Here is a 16,297-nt window from a genome sequence, read left to right as displayed (position 1 = left end):
ATTACTTTTATAATTCCGCTAGTGTTGTTATAATTCTTAACTAAACTTTGCATGCATTCTATTTGTGTTAAAATGACTTTTTTGGAATTTTAGTAGCTTCAATTACGTTTGTAAATTTAAGAATATTTATTAGATAAATAATATGTTTTAAAGAAATATATATTAACTAGTTTTTACATAAATTAATCATTAATGTTTATGTTGCTTTTTTAAAAATTTTAGTATAAATATGAATGTAAATAGGCTAATTTTAAACTCTAAATGCTTAAATTAGATTTAGTATAAAATAAATATATATTATGACATTAAAAAGAAGCTAAAAGTTATAAAAAGGTTATATTCAAATTAAATTTATAAAACCTAAGTTTTTTGCATAAGTAACCACTTCTTCAAGTTCTCGGCGGCTCGGATATCTTGTAATTTTTTCAGATTCGCAGGCCCTATAAACTGGACGATACTGACTCATAATGTTAATAACGGTTTTTTTCCCTAAGTTTTCACTTATCCATTTTAAAATAGGTTTTGAACAACATTCAACATGGCCTGGAAGTACAAGATGCCTTATGATCATATCCCCAGACTTTTTCGCCATTTTATGATTCCTTGTTATGGTATTCCAGTAATTTGGAATTTTAGAAAGCTTTCCTGCGCACCCCTCTGGTCCATATTTAAAATCACTTAAAAATACGTCAACAAAACCGTCAAGAAGTTTCATGGCATCTTCGCTCATGTAAAAATTGCTGTTCCATATCACAGGGATGTTTTCAATACAGATTTTCATTGTCTTTAAAATATAGAGTAAGTTAGGGGTTGGGTCTCCTCCAACAAAGTTCACGTTCCTTGAACCATCTTTTCTCCGTTTATCAATTAGTTTGGCTAGCTGTATTTCGTTTATTTCTATTCCAGATTCTGGAAATTGACTTATATCAAAATTTTGGCAGTAAATACATTCAAAATTACAGCCTGTAAAAAATACAGTGTGGCTGGGCACGATAGGAGCTTCTTCGCCCATATGCATGAATTCAGATGCGATTTTTGGATTTTTCACGTTGCAAGACCCTTTTTCTATATTTCGGTTAATATGGCACTTCCTCTCGCAAAAATAACAGTTTTCAAATATTTTTTCTGCAATCTTTATTTTTAAATCAAGATAAGAAAAATCGGGTTTTTCCAGGCCATTAAAGGATACTGTATGGGATATATTTTTAAGTTCGTTTTGAATATGTCCATGTTCTCTCCAAAGAGAGTTAATATCTTCACTTTTCTTTGCTTCTATCATTGAAGCTACTTTGACCTTGGATGGTCTTAGATTAAGCATAATTTTAAAATAAGTTGAAAGTTCCTTTTTTATAGTGTTGGGGCGCATTGATCTTATTTATGTTCCAAAGATTAATATCTTTGACTCAAATGGCAATAACATTAAAAATAGAATATTGGAAAAATGGGGTGGTTAGAGCGTGATTATCCCACAACTCTTAAACCCGGAGCTAAAACACGTGGAATAACAAAGGGTCCACGTTGTCTGATTTCTTTAGAACCGCTTGATGCATTTTTCATAACATCAAATATGTTTCCAGATAACATGGCTTTTTTAACAGGGTAACTAATTTCTCCATTTTCTATTTTAAATGCATTGTTGGCCTCAACTGAAAAGTCTCCTGAAATTGGGTTGGCTGTATGTGCACCTAAAACATCTGTAACAAGTATTCCTTCTTTAATATCTTCCATTTCACAGGTATCCTTAAATTCAAGAACAAAATTACTTAAGCCCACTGAAGGCATATCTGCAAATGAAGACCTCATACCGTTACCCGTACTTTCTGTATTTCCTTTTTTAGATGTATATATATCATAAATGAAACTTTTTAGGATTCCGTCCTGAATTACAGCAGTTTTTTGGGTAGGAGTTCCTTCTCCATCACTTATTGCGGAAGCAAGTCCTCCTTCAAATGTACCGTCATCATAAATGCTTAATGAAGGCGAAACAACTTCATTTCCTATTTTATCTGCAAAGACGGACCTGCCTCTTTGAACATTATCTGCATTAAAAGCACCCACAAATGTTCCAAGAAGACCTGCAGATGCACGATAATCTAATATTACATCCATATCTTTTGTTTCTACAGGTTTGCCGTTTAAAGAATTTTTTGCAATATCACATGCATTATCTGCAATCCATTCTGGATTAATATCAAAGAGCCTTGATGAGTCCCCTTCGTATGCTGTTGATATTTCTCCATCTTTTTCGGCATTTACTGCTATAAACCCTGAAAATGATGTTCCTATTTCTTTGCGGTTTACACCATTTGAATTTAAGATTAAGCTCTCTGTTTTCCCTGCAGAAAATCCTCCGGAGGTTGGTTCACATTTTTCTTCTTCAACAGTGTTTATCATAGTTTTTGCAAAATCGATGGAACTTTCAATATCCATTGCTTCATTTTTTTTATCATAAGTACCTTTAACTTGGCTGTATTTGGATTCATGGGCAAAATCAAAATATTCATCTTCAATATTAGATTTCGCGTTGAATATTGCATTCTTCGCGGTTTCATCAATTTTATCAATATTAGTTGTATAAGAAAATCCCATTTTTCCTCTTAAAATTACTCTTACGCTTAATCCGTAGGTAATTTCTTCTTTTGCAAAACTAATTTCATTTCTCTGGATGTCTACATCAATACTTTTTTCTCTTTCTATATACACTTCTGCATAATCAGAATCTTTTAAAGCAAGATTTAACGCGCGTTCTGCAGTATTTATCATATAAGATCTCCTGTTATGTTATTTAACATCTTAATAATACTATTTATTTAAAATAAATTTTTCAATTGCTTCTGCAGCCCCATCACCGTAGGCCTTTTTTGTTACATAATCAGTATTTTCTTTAAGCTCATCATCTGCATTTGAAACAGCAACTTTGAACCCTGCAACCTCCAGGAACTCAAGGTCGTTTTCACTGTCGCCTATTGCAAGTATTTCATCAGCTGTTATGCCAATATCTTCTGCAACGATTTTAAGTGATTTTCCCTTATTAACTAAAGGGTCTGTAATGTGTATTGCAAATTTAGTGTCGTATACCACAACATCAAAATTTTTTACAGTCTCTTTTATAGTATTTACATCGATAGTACGTTTTATCGCAATTTCAGATAACCGAAGATCTGAGAATTCTGTTTTTTCCACATCATATTGTGATTTTAATAATTCATAGGCAGGTCTGCATTTTTTAACATTGCCAAGAATTAAATTTCTTTTTGTGGTATATACAACTCCACCATTTTCGCAGACTATTCCTCCAGATGTACCTAACATTGTGGATACCATTTTCGCTGTGCAGAGTACATTTCCAGTCACTAATATAACCGGATAACCTGCATCTTCTGCTTTTCGCAGTGCATTTATTGCATTTACACATATCTTCCGATTTTTATCAGTAATCGTACCATCTATGTCTACAGCAACTGCTTTCATTAGAACATTACTCCAATTATTTAAAAATATTGGATTGAAGCCTGGAAATTAGGCTCGAATTATAATTAGAGATTTTGATTATAATCCGGATCCATATCTAAATGCTATATTGCATGTTCCTTCTTTACTGACCATACATGCGCCGATTGGGTTCATAGGATTGCATTCTTTCCTGAAAAGTTTGCACTGCTCTGGTCTTGCAATTCCTCTCAGAATTGGGCCGCATATACAACCAGTTGGGACTTTTTCGCCCTGTTCTACTTGAATATCAAATCTTTCCCTTGCGTTGGAATCTGCAAATTCATCCTTTATTTCATATGTAGAGTCCGGAATTTCAGGGAAACCTCTCCATTCTTTATCTTTAATATAGAAAACTTCATCCATAAGCTCTTGAGCTTTTATATTTCCTTCTTCTCTAACAGCTCGCTTGTATTCATTTTGAACTACAGCTTTGCCCTCATCCATCTGTTTTAATATCATATAAATTGAAATCAGGACATCAAGTGGATTAAAGCCTGCAACAACTTGGGGAATGCCATATTTTTTAGAAAATAGTTCATAAGGTTCTGTTCCTATTATTGTTGAAACATGTCCGGGCTCTATAAGGGCATTTAAGTTTACTTCTCCTGATTCAATTAAAAATTTGAGTGCAGGAGGTATTAATCTATGGCAGGATAAAATTGAAAGGTTTTTCGGAAGCCCTGCAACTATTTCTGCCGCAGTGGTAGGTGCAGTGGTTTCAAAACCTGCTGCCATAAATACGACATCGTTATCAATCTTTTCTGCAATTTCAACCGCATTGTTTATTCCATAAACTATTCTTACATCAGCACCTTCAGCCTTTGCATCTGCAAGTGTCCCTGTTGTTCCAGGAACCCTCAGCATATCTCCAAATGTTGTAATGGTAACGCCTTTTCGTGCAAGATACAGGCATTCATCAACTTCTATTGAAGGTACACAACAAACAGGACACCCTGGACCTGCTACTATTTCTACTTCTTTTGGAATCAATGATCTTATTCCATGCTGCATTATTGTATGTTCATGGGAGCCACATACGTGCATTATTTTAACTGGCCTTGAAATGTTTTCAATGCGTTCTACTATTTCTTTGGATAGATTTTTCATGATGTCACCTTGATATGTTTTCGTTGTTGATTGTATCAAATCATTTTTTTGTTATAATTATTTATCATTAAATCCTTGGATTAACAGATAAGCTTAAGGATATTTATTAGGTAATGACTTTAAATAAACAAGTTAGTTTATTGTTCATATATTGTTAATACATTGTTATATAATTGCTGATTTATTATTTTTATTGAATTTTAATAGGAATTCTGGGGGTATTTAGCGAAATAAAATGCTTTAATTATTTGAAATTATTTATGTTAGGAGATAATAATTTCATTTCATTGATTTTATATTTACGATATATTTATCAAATGATATTAATTAAAAATCATTTATATATGATTGTAATAAATACAAATTGATTATTCTAGTTTGTATAGATCAAATTACTTGAATAATAGAATTATCAAAAAATTTATTATTACAAATAACAAAAAAATTAATACGAAAAAGTAAATATGGCTGTTTGAGGTAACTAATATTGAAAATGATCTTATGGCTTTCTATAGATAAATTAGGGTTTAATAATAAGAATGGATACTTATTTATGAATTTACGGGATCGGCTGTTTTCGATTCACAGAGCTCGGAGAAATTCAAGCGTTACAATTAAATATCTATATTATTTAAATTATTTTAGAAGCCATTTTTAGATAGTCATAATAACCTTTAGGATTATAAATATCGGTAGGTAATATGAAAGTTGCAGTGGTCGGATTGGGAACAGAAGGTAAAAATGCTGTAAAATCCCTTATTAATTATGGATATAAAGTTTATGCTTCTGATATGCAAAAAAATGTGGAATTAAAACATAACTCTGCTATAGATCTTGATCTTGGATATCATGATTTTGATAAAATAAATTCTGCAGATGCCGTAGTTTTAAGTCCAAGCTTGTGGAGTAGTAAGATCGGCGAAAAAATAAGATCTCGTAAGAAGTCTTTATCAGACATTCTGGCAGATCATAAATCTATTTTTACAATAGGAGTAACAGGAACCAATGGCAAAACAACTACCTGCTTTATGATTAAGGAAATACTTGAAAAAGCAGGTTTTAATGTACTCATAGGTGGAAATGCTGGTGGCGGATTTGGAGGATACACAAAACTCATACTGGAAACTTCTAAACAAAAATGTGACATTTTGATAGTTGAAGTTTGTGATATGACTCTTGATTTTTGTTCTTATGCCTTTGATTTTGACTTGATAGTTGTAACAAACATCGGGCATGATCACATGGATTTCCATAATTCTCTTGAGAATTATAGAAACTCGTTAGGTAGATTCTTAAAAGGGAAAACAGCCATATTAAATGGACAAGATGAATTTTTATCTGGAATTAAAGACTATCCTAATGAAACGTTCTTTTTTGGAAATGGATACAGAGATCTTAAACTGTTCGGTAAATTTAACCTTCAAAATGCTGCTGCCGCAGAAAAAGTTGCACAATTTTTAGAGATTCCACAAAGCGATATTGATGAAACATTAAGTGAATTTAAAGGCGTTAATGGAAGATCAGAAACTCTGAATTTATCTGGATGTAATTTTGTGGTTGGAAAAACAGATAATGTTGATGCAACTGCAGCAGTGCTTAATGAGTTAAAATTTGATGTGGCTATAATTGGTACGCCCAGAAAGAATGAAACCTGTAGATATGAAATTTTAAAGGAAGTAGTCAAAGTTAATCCAGAAACTATAGTTTTATTCCCTGGATTAGACAATACAACGGATATTGCATTTGAAAAGTTAAAAAATGAAGGTTATAGTGGGACTGTTAAAATAATGAAAGATACAGCCGACGTTGTTGACTTTGCAGTGGAGTGCAGTGACAAATGTAAAAATATATTTATAGGTGGAAATGGCCAAACTAAACTTATAGAAATACAGGAAACACTACGGAGATTAACAAAGGATGATACAGTGATTAGGGGCAAAAAAGTACTGATAATAGGCGCAGGAAACGCAGGAAGGCCTGCAGCACATCTTTTAAATTACCTTGGCAATGAGGTTATTATTTCAGATATTAAGGAATTTGAACAGCTACCAAAAAAAGCCAGAAGGAGAATTGAAGAGCTTAAAGAAAAAGGAATAGCTGTAGAACTTGGATCGCATGTAAATGAACATGCAATGTGGGCGGATGTTGTTTTTGTTTCTCCAAATGTCCCTAAAAATTCTGAAATTCGACAATTTATTAATGAGTGTGAAGAGAACTACGAGATCATGGAAATTGGTACAAGGGACATTGGAAAAATGATAAATTCTATTATAAAGATCCCTATGATTGGTATTGCTGGAACAGATGGTAAAACCACAACCACCAACATGACAAATTATACATTATCTGATAGATATGAAACATTACTTTTCTCATCCCTGCAGAACTCGCTTGTTATTGAAGGTTTAGTTGACTTTATAGTCGAAAACGGAACTGGAAATAAAGATTTTGCAGTTTTTGAACTTCCTCATGGTACTATAAGGATGTTAGACGGGCTTGAAATTTGTGCAGGGGTTTTAACTAATCTTACTCCAGATCATATGGATGAATTTAATACATATGAAGAATACGTGGAGAGAAATGTGGCTATAAAAGATTTACTCCATAAAAACGGGATTTTAATTGCAAATGGTGATGATCCAATCATAAGTATATTGACCCCTAAATTTGATAAAGAAGTCATATATTATGGTTTTAATGAACCCCGAACAGTTGTATGTGAAGGTAAAACTTATCATCATAAAAATAATATAGACTTTGATATATTGGCAGAAGATGTTGAGCTTAAAGGCCTTTATGGTTCTGAATTTACCATTAAAACTGGAACTATTCCAACAGTGGTTTGTAAAAACTGTGGTAAAGTATACTGTAACTGTGGTAACTTTGAAAGGAAGTATAGAGATCCATGTAATATGAGAATAAATCTTAAATCACCAGGTGCATGCAATATAGAAAATGCACTGGCTGCTTTTACTGTAGATATGATTTTAGATTTTGATTTAGATTATATTAAAGATAAAATGGAAAGCTTTTCGGGAGTAGCTGGAAGATTTGAGAAAATTGACTTGATCAACGGTGTAAATATATTCATGGATGCAGCCCACAATCCTGAAGCTGCAGAACGTCTTTTAGATGGTTTAGCTCTTGAAGGAAAGCTTATAATATCTGTAGATAATCCTGATACACTTACAGTTCGTGATAAATTTAAAATGGGCACTGTGCTTGGAAAGTATGCTGATGTGGTTATTGCAAGCGCAAAAAATGAAACTACTGAAGTAATAGATCCTGAAGCAGCGGAGACAGTAGTGGATGGGGCTGATGGTGTAGAAACATACCAAACAATTAATATTGCAGATTCAATATCTAAAGCATTGGAAATTGCAAAAGAGGGAGATACAATAATTCATATAGGCCCCGGTGTTGTTAATGCATATGACAATGTAAAATCAGAGATATATAAAGGTATTAAAGAGTATAAAGATAAAACTTGAATTTCAGTGAACCAGCTAAACGGATTTATTTTTATGAAAGAACAAGAATTCAAAGCAGTAGTTATCGGCGGCTGTGGAACTGTTGGGAGTTTAATGGCAAGGGTTTTAAAGGATAACGGTGCTGACGTCACGGTATCTGATCTTTCAACAGACAGTCCGCAGATAAATATCCTTGAAGAAGAGGGGATAAAACTCAATCTTGGAGAACATGACGAAACCATCCTGAAAAATGCAGATGTAATTGTAGTTGCTCCAAGTTTACTTCAAAATAGCAAATTGATTGGAAAAATAAAGAGCGTTACAGGCGCAGATATAATAAGTGTGGATGAGATTTTAAGCACATGTAAAGTAGGTAAACCTGTGGTTGGAATAACAGGTACCAACGGAAAGACCACCACAACATGGATGCTTAAAAATATATTAAATCTCAGCGGATATAGAACTCCTGAACATAAACTGAAAATGCAGGGAAATACGGAATTAACACCTTCTTTTCAGGCAAGACTTGATGGAGATATCGCTGTTTTAGAGATAGGTACTCATGGAAATCCTGATGAAATTAAAAACTGCGCCCTTAAATCCGAGGTAAGCATAGGGATTATAACCAACATTTCTAAGGATCATTTAAGTGGATCCCATAACTTCCAGGATTATATAAGCTGTAAAAGAGAGATTGTAGATGTTGCCAGCTGTTTAATTTTCAATGCAGATGACCCTGTAGTAACTGGTTTTAGTAAGGATACATCTAATAAAATCTTTTTTTATGGAATTGAAGATATGGCTTTGGAAATAGAAGCTTATCCTGAAATAAGAGAGTGCCCGCTATGTGGCAAAAAACTTGAATATTCACTATATTATTTGGGTCATCTTGGAGTTTATAAATGTTCTTGTGGATTTAAACGCCCTGAACCTGATGTTAAAGCATTTGATGTAAAGAATGACTCTTTTAAACTTGTTATAGGATCAAATACTGCAGAAGTTAAACTCAGACAGGCAGGTGTTCACAATGTTTACAATGCCCTTGCCGCAGCAAGCGGAGCTTCAGCACTTAATATTGATTTTAATGATATTGTGAGAGGTATTGAATCTTTTGAAGGTGTAAAAGGTCGATTTCAGAAAGTCGATATTGGAAAGCAGGTAATAATAGATTATGCCCATAATCCTGCGGGTGTTAAAGCAATAATTCAAACTTTAATCCGAGAAAAACCAGAAACCTCAAGATTAATCGTTGTAAATACGGTATCCTCTGAAAGTGGAATTGCGGGAGATATAGAAATAGCAAAAATATTAAAAGATGCAGATGTTATAGTAGTAGCATCGAATGCTAGTAGAAAAGCTTCATCTGAGATTAATGTTAATAACCATGTTATATTGACAGAATCTAGCAAAAAGGGCTCTAAAATAGGAACTTTAGGTGCAAGTAAGGCACAGGTGGGAGAGAGCTTAAATTTAGCAATAAATGAAGCGAAAAAAGAAGATATCATTCTGATAATAGGGGAAGGGGGAGTTAAATATTCTTCAGAAATACTTGGGAAATTCAAAAATTAACATAGCTATACTTATTTTGCTGGCACTGGCCATGTATCCCTTTGGAAATATCGTGGGAACTTACTGTCCACAACAGGGGCCAACAGACATCACTTCTTTGAGTGTAGGTGATACAGTTATAGCAGGAACTCAGGTTACAGATGATAGTAAAATTAGAAAAGTTCCTTTACTTTATCATCCTGAATACTTGGGGTATTATATAAGTAACATGGAATTTTTAGATGTTATAGATGCTGTGGTTACGGGTACAGTTAAAACTCCAACTGATCAGCTTACAAGTTCTGGTATATCCAAAGAAGGATCTGCACAGGGATTCACAGGCCCTGGAATTTTAGCGGTTACAGATAATAAATTGACTGTTACTTATCCTGGTAATTTTGTTTATGGATATAAAACTCCTTATACATTTGGAGTTAAGACAAATGACGGCTTGAAGATAATAGAAGGAAAAAATACTATAAAAGTAGTACCTTACGATCAGATCAACAATGGTACTGTGCCTCATAATTATGTAAACGTAAATACCATTAAGGACTGGTATAAAAGCGCTAGTAATGGGGATAGTATAACACTGGACTATGCAATTTCAAGATTCAACGATGGAAGGAATTTAGTCACACCAGAAAATATTCAATCTTTCTTTGGACTTAATGTGCTGAATTATATGAAAAACTATGCTTCAGGAAGACCAATAGAGGTTTATACAACATCTGTAACGGAAAAGGTCATTGGAACTGGAGCAGATACGGTGGGTTATTATTCTGAGTATGATAACGTCAAGAGGGCATATAATGCACATTCCTTTGCAGAAGCATGGGATGGAACCATAATTCCACCACACACAACTTCATCAGGAAAGGAAACTGTAGGATTTGCAAGAGTTCCTGATCCTGAGGCTCCTGGAGGCTGGGCATCTCATGGAACTTGCCCTTCAGCAAGATCACTGAGGGCCGCATCATCTGAAGCGGGATTAGGACTTCCAGCGGGCCTGCAATGGGGGGAATATGCAATGAAAATTGGGTATAACCCTGCAACAGACGTAACAATTACAAATACTAAAGATTACCCAATTAAGATAGTAATGTGGACTGAAGGGTCTGGAACTAGTATGAACATATATACTAAGATCATTGAACTTGTTCCTAATTGATTTAAAGGAATAATTTTAAATTTCCTTTTTTTCTCTTATTTATAACTTTTAAATTTTATATTCAGTGTTTAATGAATAACTGATTTGTAATATTAAATGTGATTTGAATGGTATCAGCAATTATAACTGCGGCAGGTAAAAATAGGCGAATGAGGGAAGATTTTAGATCTCGTGGAATGGAAATTCGGCATAAACTTCTCCTTGATTTTTGTGGAAATCCAATAATATTACAAACACTCCAAAATACGTTAAATGCCGGTGTTGACGAATGTATCGTTGTTTTAGGGCATTTCAGTGATGAAATAATATCAGTACTGGATGAATTTGATGATGAAAGAGTTAAAATAGTTATAAATCCTGAAGTTAATGTTGAATTATCGGAATCTCTTTTAAATGGAGTTAAAAAGGCCCGAGATGATTTTTGCCTTTGTGTTGCAGCGGATCAACCTACGGTATCATCTGAAACTTTTAAAAATATTATAAATGGGATATTCAATAGTCCAGAACCCCGAAATACAGTTTCAATTCTTGCAAGGGGGAAATCCGGATATTTGGATACTGCCGAAGGTCTTGGTATGCCCTTTGCATGCCACACAAATATTTTAAAAAAATATTTAACTGGAAATAAAGATAATTTAAACCCAATTTTGAGAAAAATACTTAAAGAAGGGACTATTTTTTACGGAGTTCCTCCAAAGGATGATCTGGAACTTGTAAACATTAATAGGTATAATGATTATTTGGGATGTGAAAAATGATTCATTATTTGAGTTTTTTTACAAAAAATTAAAAATAGTATAAAACTATTTGATTGTAAAATAATTTGAAGTCTTTGCAAAATGAATATCAACTATTTAACGCCGTAAATCAACGAATTTTAACATATGATAAGCAAGAGGGGTAAAAATGAAAAGGTGGCAAAAAGCTCTTATAATTATAATATTGATATTGGTTTCAATTACTGCAGTTATCCTGGTTGAATTTGAACTTACAGATCAACAAACTGGTGGTAAGATAAATATACTGTTATTAGGTAGAGATGCTCAAAATTCAATTTATTCAGGTAATACTGACTCTATAACAATTCTTTCTATTGATAAGAACACAAAAAAAGTTTCCCTTCTTTCTATTCCCAGAGATAGTAAAGTAGAAATACCTGGACATGGTATGGATAAGATCAATGCTGCCTATGGTTATGGTGGAATTAACTTGACAACCACTACTGTAGAAAATTTCTTGAACATACATATAGATTATTATGTTGTGATAGACTTTGAAGAGTTCAAAAGTATTGTAGATGCTCTGGGTGGAATTAATGTCAATGTCGAACCACAAATCGCCGCATATAGGTCGGAATTAGCACCAGCAGGTTTACATAAACTTAATGGAGATCAAACCTTGCTTTACGCGCGTTTTAGACAGGACAGTAAAGGAGACCTTGGAAGAGTGCAGAGACATCAAAAGATTATTGCAGAAATTATCAGGGAGTCATTAGAAACTTCTAATTTGCCTAAATTGCCCTCTATTTTAAGCCAGTTGAGTGAAAATACTCATACAAATGTTCCTATTTATGATTCAGTAAGGCTTGGAAAACTTCTTCTAGATTTTGACATAAATGATGCTCCGACTGAGATAATTACAGGGAAAAGCCAGCGTGTTAATGGAATATATTACCTTATTCCAGACAAAGCTGATGCTGAGAAGAAAGTAACTGAATTGGGCTTGAGGGACTAATCTTCTCCCCTTATTTTAGATTTAATTTTACATAATGCTTAAAATATTTAAAGAATGTAAGAACGGGATCTTATAATTAAATTGAAAATTACGTTTTATATGGTCTTTATAGGATATGGAACTTTTAAACATGATAACCCCTTCAATATCCTGGAAAAAAACATTTCAGGTTAATTAACATTGTATCACGAATATTATTTTAATTATCAAAATCAAATAATATAGTGGTGCCCAAATGTTTCATGCGACAGATTTATCCAAAGGACTGAAGATTTATTTTCCTATTTTCGCTGTTTTTGTAGCGGTATTTTCAACAGTTTTATACTTATATTCTCCTTTATTTACATATACTTCAATTGAAAGTGTTCGGTTTACTTTGACTGCGGTAGTTGAGGGTGAAGCTACTATTATTGCACTAGTTATAACGTTGAGCTTGATTGTCCTTCAACTTACAGCTTCTTCTTATTCTACACGAGTTATAGACATATTTAAAAAATCCCCTGCAATCTGGATAGTTGTGGGAATTTATATTGCGGCTATTGGCTATGCGTTAACTGTACTCTATTTTATAGATTTTGTTTATTTCAACAACATTTTATACTTTGATATTGTGGTATGGACTGCATATTTCTTGGCTATTTTTGCTTTGGGTTCATTAATACCTTATCTTTTCGGATCTATCGAAATTATGAAGTCTTCAACAGTAATAGATAGATTCGCTGAAAGAATAACCAGTGAAAATATTCTAGCAGGTGTACAGGAATCTGAAAAAATCATTGGCACTGATTCAAACGATATCAGCTACTCATATATTTATTCAGATATAATGAGGCCGGTTATTGATACTGAAAGCGATCCAGTTCAACCTGTAATTGATATTATACACAGTTCGATGATGAAATATGATTATGGAACCATGAGGTACGGCTTGAATGTACTGGAAAATTATATGATTACTACACTTAAAAATGGAAGATTTGAAAGGGAAGAAGGGATTGTAGTAAAACATATATTTACTCATCTGGAAAAAGTTGGAAAATTAGCAGTAAGCCGTGATGACGAAGATTCTGTTATGGAAGTAATAATCACTATATATCTAATTGGAAAAACTGCAATGGAAAATAGAATTGAGAGTGTAGTGGGTGAAGCAGTTAATTCAATTAAAAACATTGGTAGACGTGCTATAAGTCGGGAAATGATTGATATACGGGTATCAGTAACAGATTTAATAGGAGAAATTGGTAGAGGTGCTGCTCAAAATGAACTTGATTTTGCAACCAGTGTAACGGTTAATTCACTTGGAATTATTGCAATAGAGGCAGCTAAACATGCGCAGCGCGGACTGGAAGAAACAGTTTGGATGGGGGGAACCATCTATGGGATTGGGAAGTTATCAATAGATCAAAAATTAGATCAATCCGTTTCTAATGCGGTAAATTCTATGGGGAATATGGGGAGATATACAGCAAGAAATGATCTTCCTAAAACAACTATAAGAATCGTTAATTACTTATCTAATTTAGGAATGGCTGCTTTAGAAGGTGATTTTAATGAAAATACAAATGATATAGCAGGATATCTGTGGGAAATTGGAAGGATAGCTGTATGGAGTGAATCAAGCGTTTTAGCTGCCCATAGTATATTAAAACATGCCAAAGAATCACTTGAACATATAAGAAAAAGAGCAAAGGAATTGGAGGTTAAAGAAACAAGCTTAGCTGCACAGTCCTCCTTAGACAAAATTAATAAACTGATAAAGGAAAAAAACATTCATGATGAAAGGGAGGGTATGGTATAAAAATTTAGATTGCAGTTTAGAGAAAAGAAAGTGATTTATAATGAACTATAAATAATATATGGCTTTTAATGTTTCATTTAAAAATGATTGGTTGCGTGGATTGACTATTTAGTTATTTTTATAATGGTTACACTGGTTTCATATCTTTTCTTTTATCATTTTAAGCTACTTTATACAGATGTAGACAGTGCCCGTTATATATTGAGCTCCCTTATTGAAAGCGAAGCTACTATTTTGGCTATAGTCGTTACTTTAAGTCTAGTAGCAGTGCAGCTTGCTGCATCATCTTCTTCAAGGGTAATTGATATCTTCAAAAGAACTCCAGACCTCTGGGTTTTGATTGTGGTTTACATTTTTGCCATAGCATACTGTGTAACTTTACTGAAACTCATAGTTGACACTCAAAGCAGGATTTCAGACCTTGAAAATTACATTCTTTTTGCATACTACATCAGCATGTTTGCATTTATAGCTTTGATACCGTATATGTGGAATATTTTAGACCTTATGAAACCGTCTGTTGTAATGGGCAAGCTTACAGAAAGAGTTACTTTGGAAAATGTTTTAGCAGCTGCCAGTGCAGATGAAAAACTAATAGAAAAAGATGACCCTATACAGCCGATTATTGACATCATGAATGCTTCTTTGATGAAATATGATTATGGGACATTCAGGGAAGGGTTAAAGGCAATTTGGAATTCTACAGCCAGTATGCTGGATAAAAATCATGATAAAAATGAAAAAGAGAAGATAGTCAAGCATATTCTGTACCATCTTGAAACCGTTAAAAGATCAGCCGTTGAATCTAATGAGGGCATGTTAGTGGATGAAGTGATGGCTGATATTAAAAAGATATATAATTAACTATTATTTTGAAACGTATTGAAACACTAGAGAAAAATAAAAAAAGTAAATTTATTTTTCTAAACTGTCTTCCAACATCTCAAATCGTTCCTGCAGTTCTTCTTCTGCTTTTCCAAGCTTGGTTACCAGTTTCAGTATGTTGTCCATCCAGACCATCATCATGTCTTGATCTGCTACATCTTTATATTTTGCCATTTTTGCATCCAGTTCTTTAGCCTCATCCAATATTTCAAATATTTTTGTTTCGGCCATCTAATCCCCCTTTAACTTATTTATCAGTTATTATTTCATGGATACAAGTGCATTTACAACGCACCCTATATTCTCACCGTTCATACCGACAATTACTTCGTCTTCTTTTATATCTGCATATCCCCTTGAACCGCTGCACCCCATGGTTATATTTGCGGTATTTTTAGTGAACGGACCGGCCACAGCATCAGCACATATGGATTGAATTCCTGAAAAGCTTGCTTCTACTTTACCTCCGCGAGTATAGACCATAGCTTGAGCAAGTTTCATTGCCTGAACAGGTGTACATATTATTACAATTACATCTGGACTATATTTAATGTCTTCTAAAGGTGCGTAGATTACAGCTTTCATCATAGGGTCTATTTTTGGTATTTCATCGAGCGTACGCTTTGCAGCTCCAAGACTGGAGAACCTTCCAAGGCTCTGGTAAAATTCACCTGATTTTATCTTCTCTGGAGCTTCCATAAGCCCAATAGCAGATGCTCCACCTTTACACATCTGCTCATCATTTGTTGCATAGAACATGGCGCCCTGAGCTGCCCTCTGGACCATTTCGCAGTGCCTTATGTTTTCGTCTATTTTTTCTATTCCCTCTGGAATGTCTTCTTCCCTTAAAACGAATTTTATTGCTACTGGAGATTTGTCTAAACCGAGTCTTTCTTTAAGTTCTTTAGATATCATATCATATCCTTCTACTTCGCAAGTGCTTTCTGCCATGATTTTCACCGTTTTTATTATATTATTTAAATTATTTATTTCTATTTGAAATTCTCTTTAAAATAGAATATAAGTAATAGATAATATTGGATTTTTACATGATATAATCTCTTATATTGACATATTTAAATAATCAAAAAT

At 33.6% G+C, this 16,297-nt stretch carries 13 protein-coding genes; 7 read left to right on the top strand and 6 right to left on the bottom strand.

What is annotated here, in order from left to right; translation table 11 throughout:
* Positions 1–340 precede the first annotated feature (340 nt).
* The 4 genes from AAGU07_RS05995 to hypD all read right to left on the bottom strand — a co-directional run bounded on the left by AAGU07_RS05995 (position 341) and on the right by hypD (position 4,599).
* A complete protein-coding gene (locus tag AAGU07_RS05995) occupies positions 341–1,279 on the bottom strand; it encodes a radical SAM protein (RefSeq protein WP_342458229.1) in 939 nt (312 codons plus the stop codon).
* A gap of 182 nt (positions 1,280–1,461) precedes the next feature.
* A complete protein-coding gene (locus AAGU07_RS05990; RefSeq protein WP_342458228.1) occupies positions 1,462–2,763 on the bottom strand; it encodes a TldD/PmbA family protein in 1,302 nt (433 codons plus the stop codon).
* A 39-nt stretch (positions 2,764–2,802) separates the two neighbouring features.
* On the bottom strand, positions 2,803–3,471 hold the full coding sequence (locus AAGU07_RS05985) for a phosphoglycolate phosphatase (RefSeq protein WP_342458227.1): 669 nt from the start codon (positions 3,469–3,471) through the stop codon (positions 2,803–2,805).
* A gap of 78 nt (positions 3,472–3,549) precedes the next feature.
* Complete coding sequence (gene hypD / locus AAGU07_RS05980) at positions 3,550–4,599, bottom strand: hydrogenase formation protein HypD (RefSeq protein WP_342458226.1); 1,050 nt, start codon at positions 4,597–4,599, stop codon at positions 3,550–3,552.
* A gap of 701 nt (positions 4,600–5,300) precedes the next feature.
* On the opposite strand from hypD, the gene AAGU07_RS05975 reads away from it, so the two are divergent.
* From AAGU07_RS05975 to AAGU07_RS05945, 7 genes are all read left to right on the top strand, one after another.
* Entirely contained in the window at positions 5,301–8,090 is a 2,790-nt protein-coding gene (locus AAGU07_RS05975) for a Mur ligase family protein (protein ID WP_342458225.1), read from the top strand.
* Positions 8,091–8,123: 33 nt separating this feature from the next.
* Positions 8,124–9,638: a Mur ligase family protein gene (locus AAGU07_RS05970; RefSeq protein ID WP_342458224.1), complete on the top strand. Its 1,515-nt coding sequence runs from the start codon at positions 8,124–8,126 to the stop codon at positions 9,636–9,638.
* Complete coding sequence (locus tag AAGU07_RS05965) at positions 9,619–10,788, top strand: hypothetical protein (protein ID WP_342458223.1); 1,170 nt, start codon at positions 9,619–9,621, stop codon at positions 10,786–10,788. Before AAGU07_RS05970 ends, AAGU07_RS05965 begins: the two co-directional genes overlap by 20 nt.
* Positions 10,789–10,895: 107 nt before the next feature.
* Complete coding sequence (locus AAGU07_RS05960; protein WP_342458222.1) at positions 10,896–11,546, top strand: NTP transferase domain-containing protein; 651 nt, start codon at positions 10,896–10,898, stop codon at positions 11,544–11,546.
* 148 nt (positions 11,547–11,694) lie between these two features.
* On the top strand, positions 11,695–12,522 hold the full coding sequence (locus tag AAGU07_RS05955; RefSeq protein ID WP_342458221.1) for an LCP family protein: 828 nt from the start codon (positions 11,695–11,697) through the stop codon (positions 12,520–12,522).
* A 235-nt stretch (positions 12,523–12,757) separates the two neighbouring features.
* On the top strand, positions 12,758–14,320 hold the full coding sequence (locus AAGU07_RS05950; RefSeq protein ID WP_342458220.1) for a DUF2254 family protein: 1,563 nt from the start codon (positions 12,758–12,760) through the stop codon (positions 14,318–14,320).
* A gap of 123 nt (positions 14,321–14,443) precedes the next feature.
* Positions 14,444–15,184, top strand: a complete 741-nt coding sequence (locus AAGU07_RS05945) for a DUF2254 family protein (RefSeq protein WP_342458219.1) — start codon at positions 14,444–14,446, stop codon at positions 15,182–15,184.
* Positions 15,185–15,235: 51 nt separating this feature from the next.
* Here AAGU07_RS05945 and AAGU07_RS05940 read toward each other — a convergent pair whose 3' ends face one another.
* Both AAGU07_RS05940 and AAGU07_RS05935 read right to left on the bottom strand, forming a co-directional pair.
* Entirely contained in the window at positions 15,236–15,436 is a 201-nt protein-coding gene (locus AAGU07_RS05940; protein ID WP_342458218.1) for a hypothetical protein, read from the bottom strand.
* Between the two features lie 30 nt (positions 15,437–15,466).
* Positions 15,467–16,156: a DUF169 domain-containing protein gene (locus AAGU07_RS05935; protein WP_342458217.1), complete on the bottom strand. Its 690-nt coding sequence runs from the start codon at positions 16,154–16,156 to the stop codon at positions 15,467–15,469.
* Positions 16,157–16,297: the final 141 nt, after the last annotated feature.

The sequence above is a fragment of the Methanobacterium sp. genome, from assembly GCF_038562635.1.
Classification (GTDB): Archaea; Methanobacteriota; Methanobacteria; order Methanobacteriales; family Methanobacteriaceae; genus Methanobacterium_D.
Note: the sequence above shows the minus strand (reverse complement) of the source record. Positions and strands in the feature narration are given on the sequence as shown.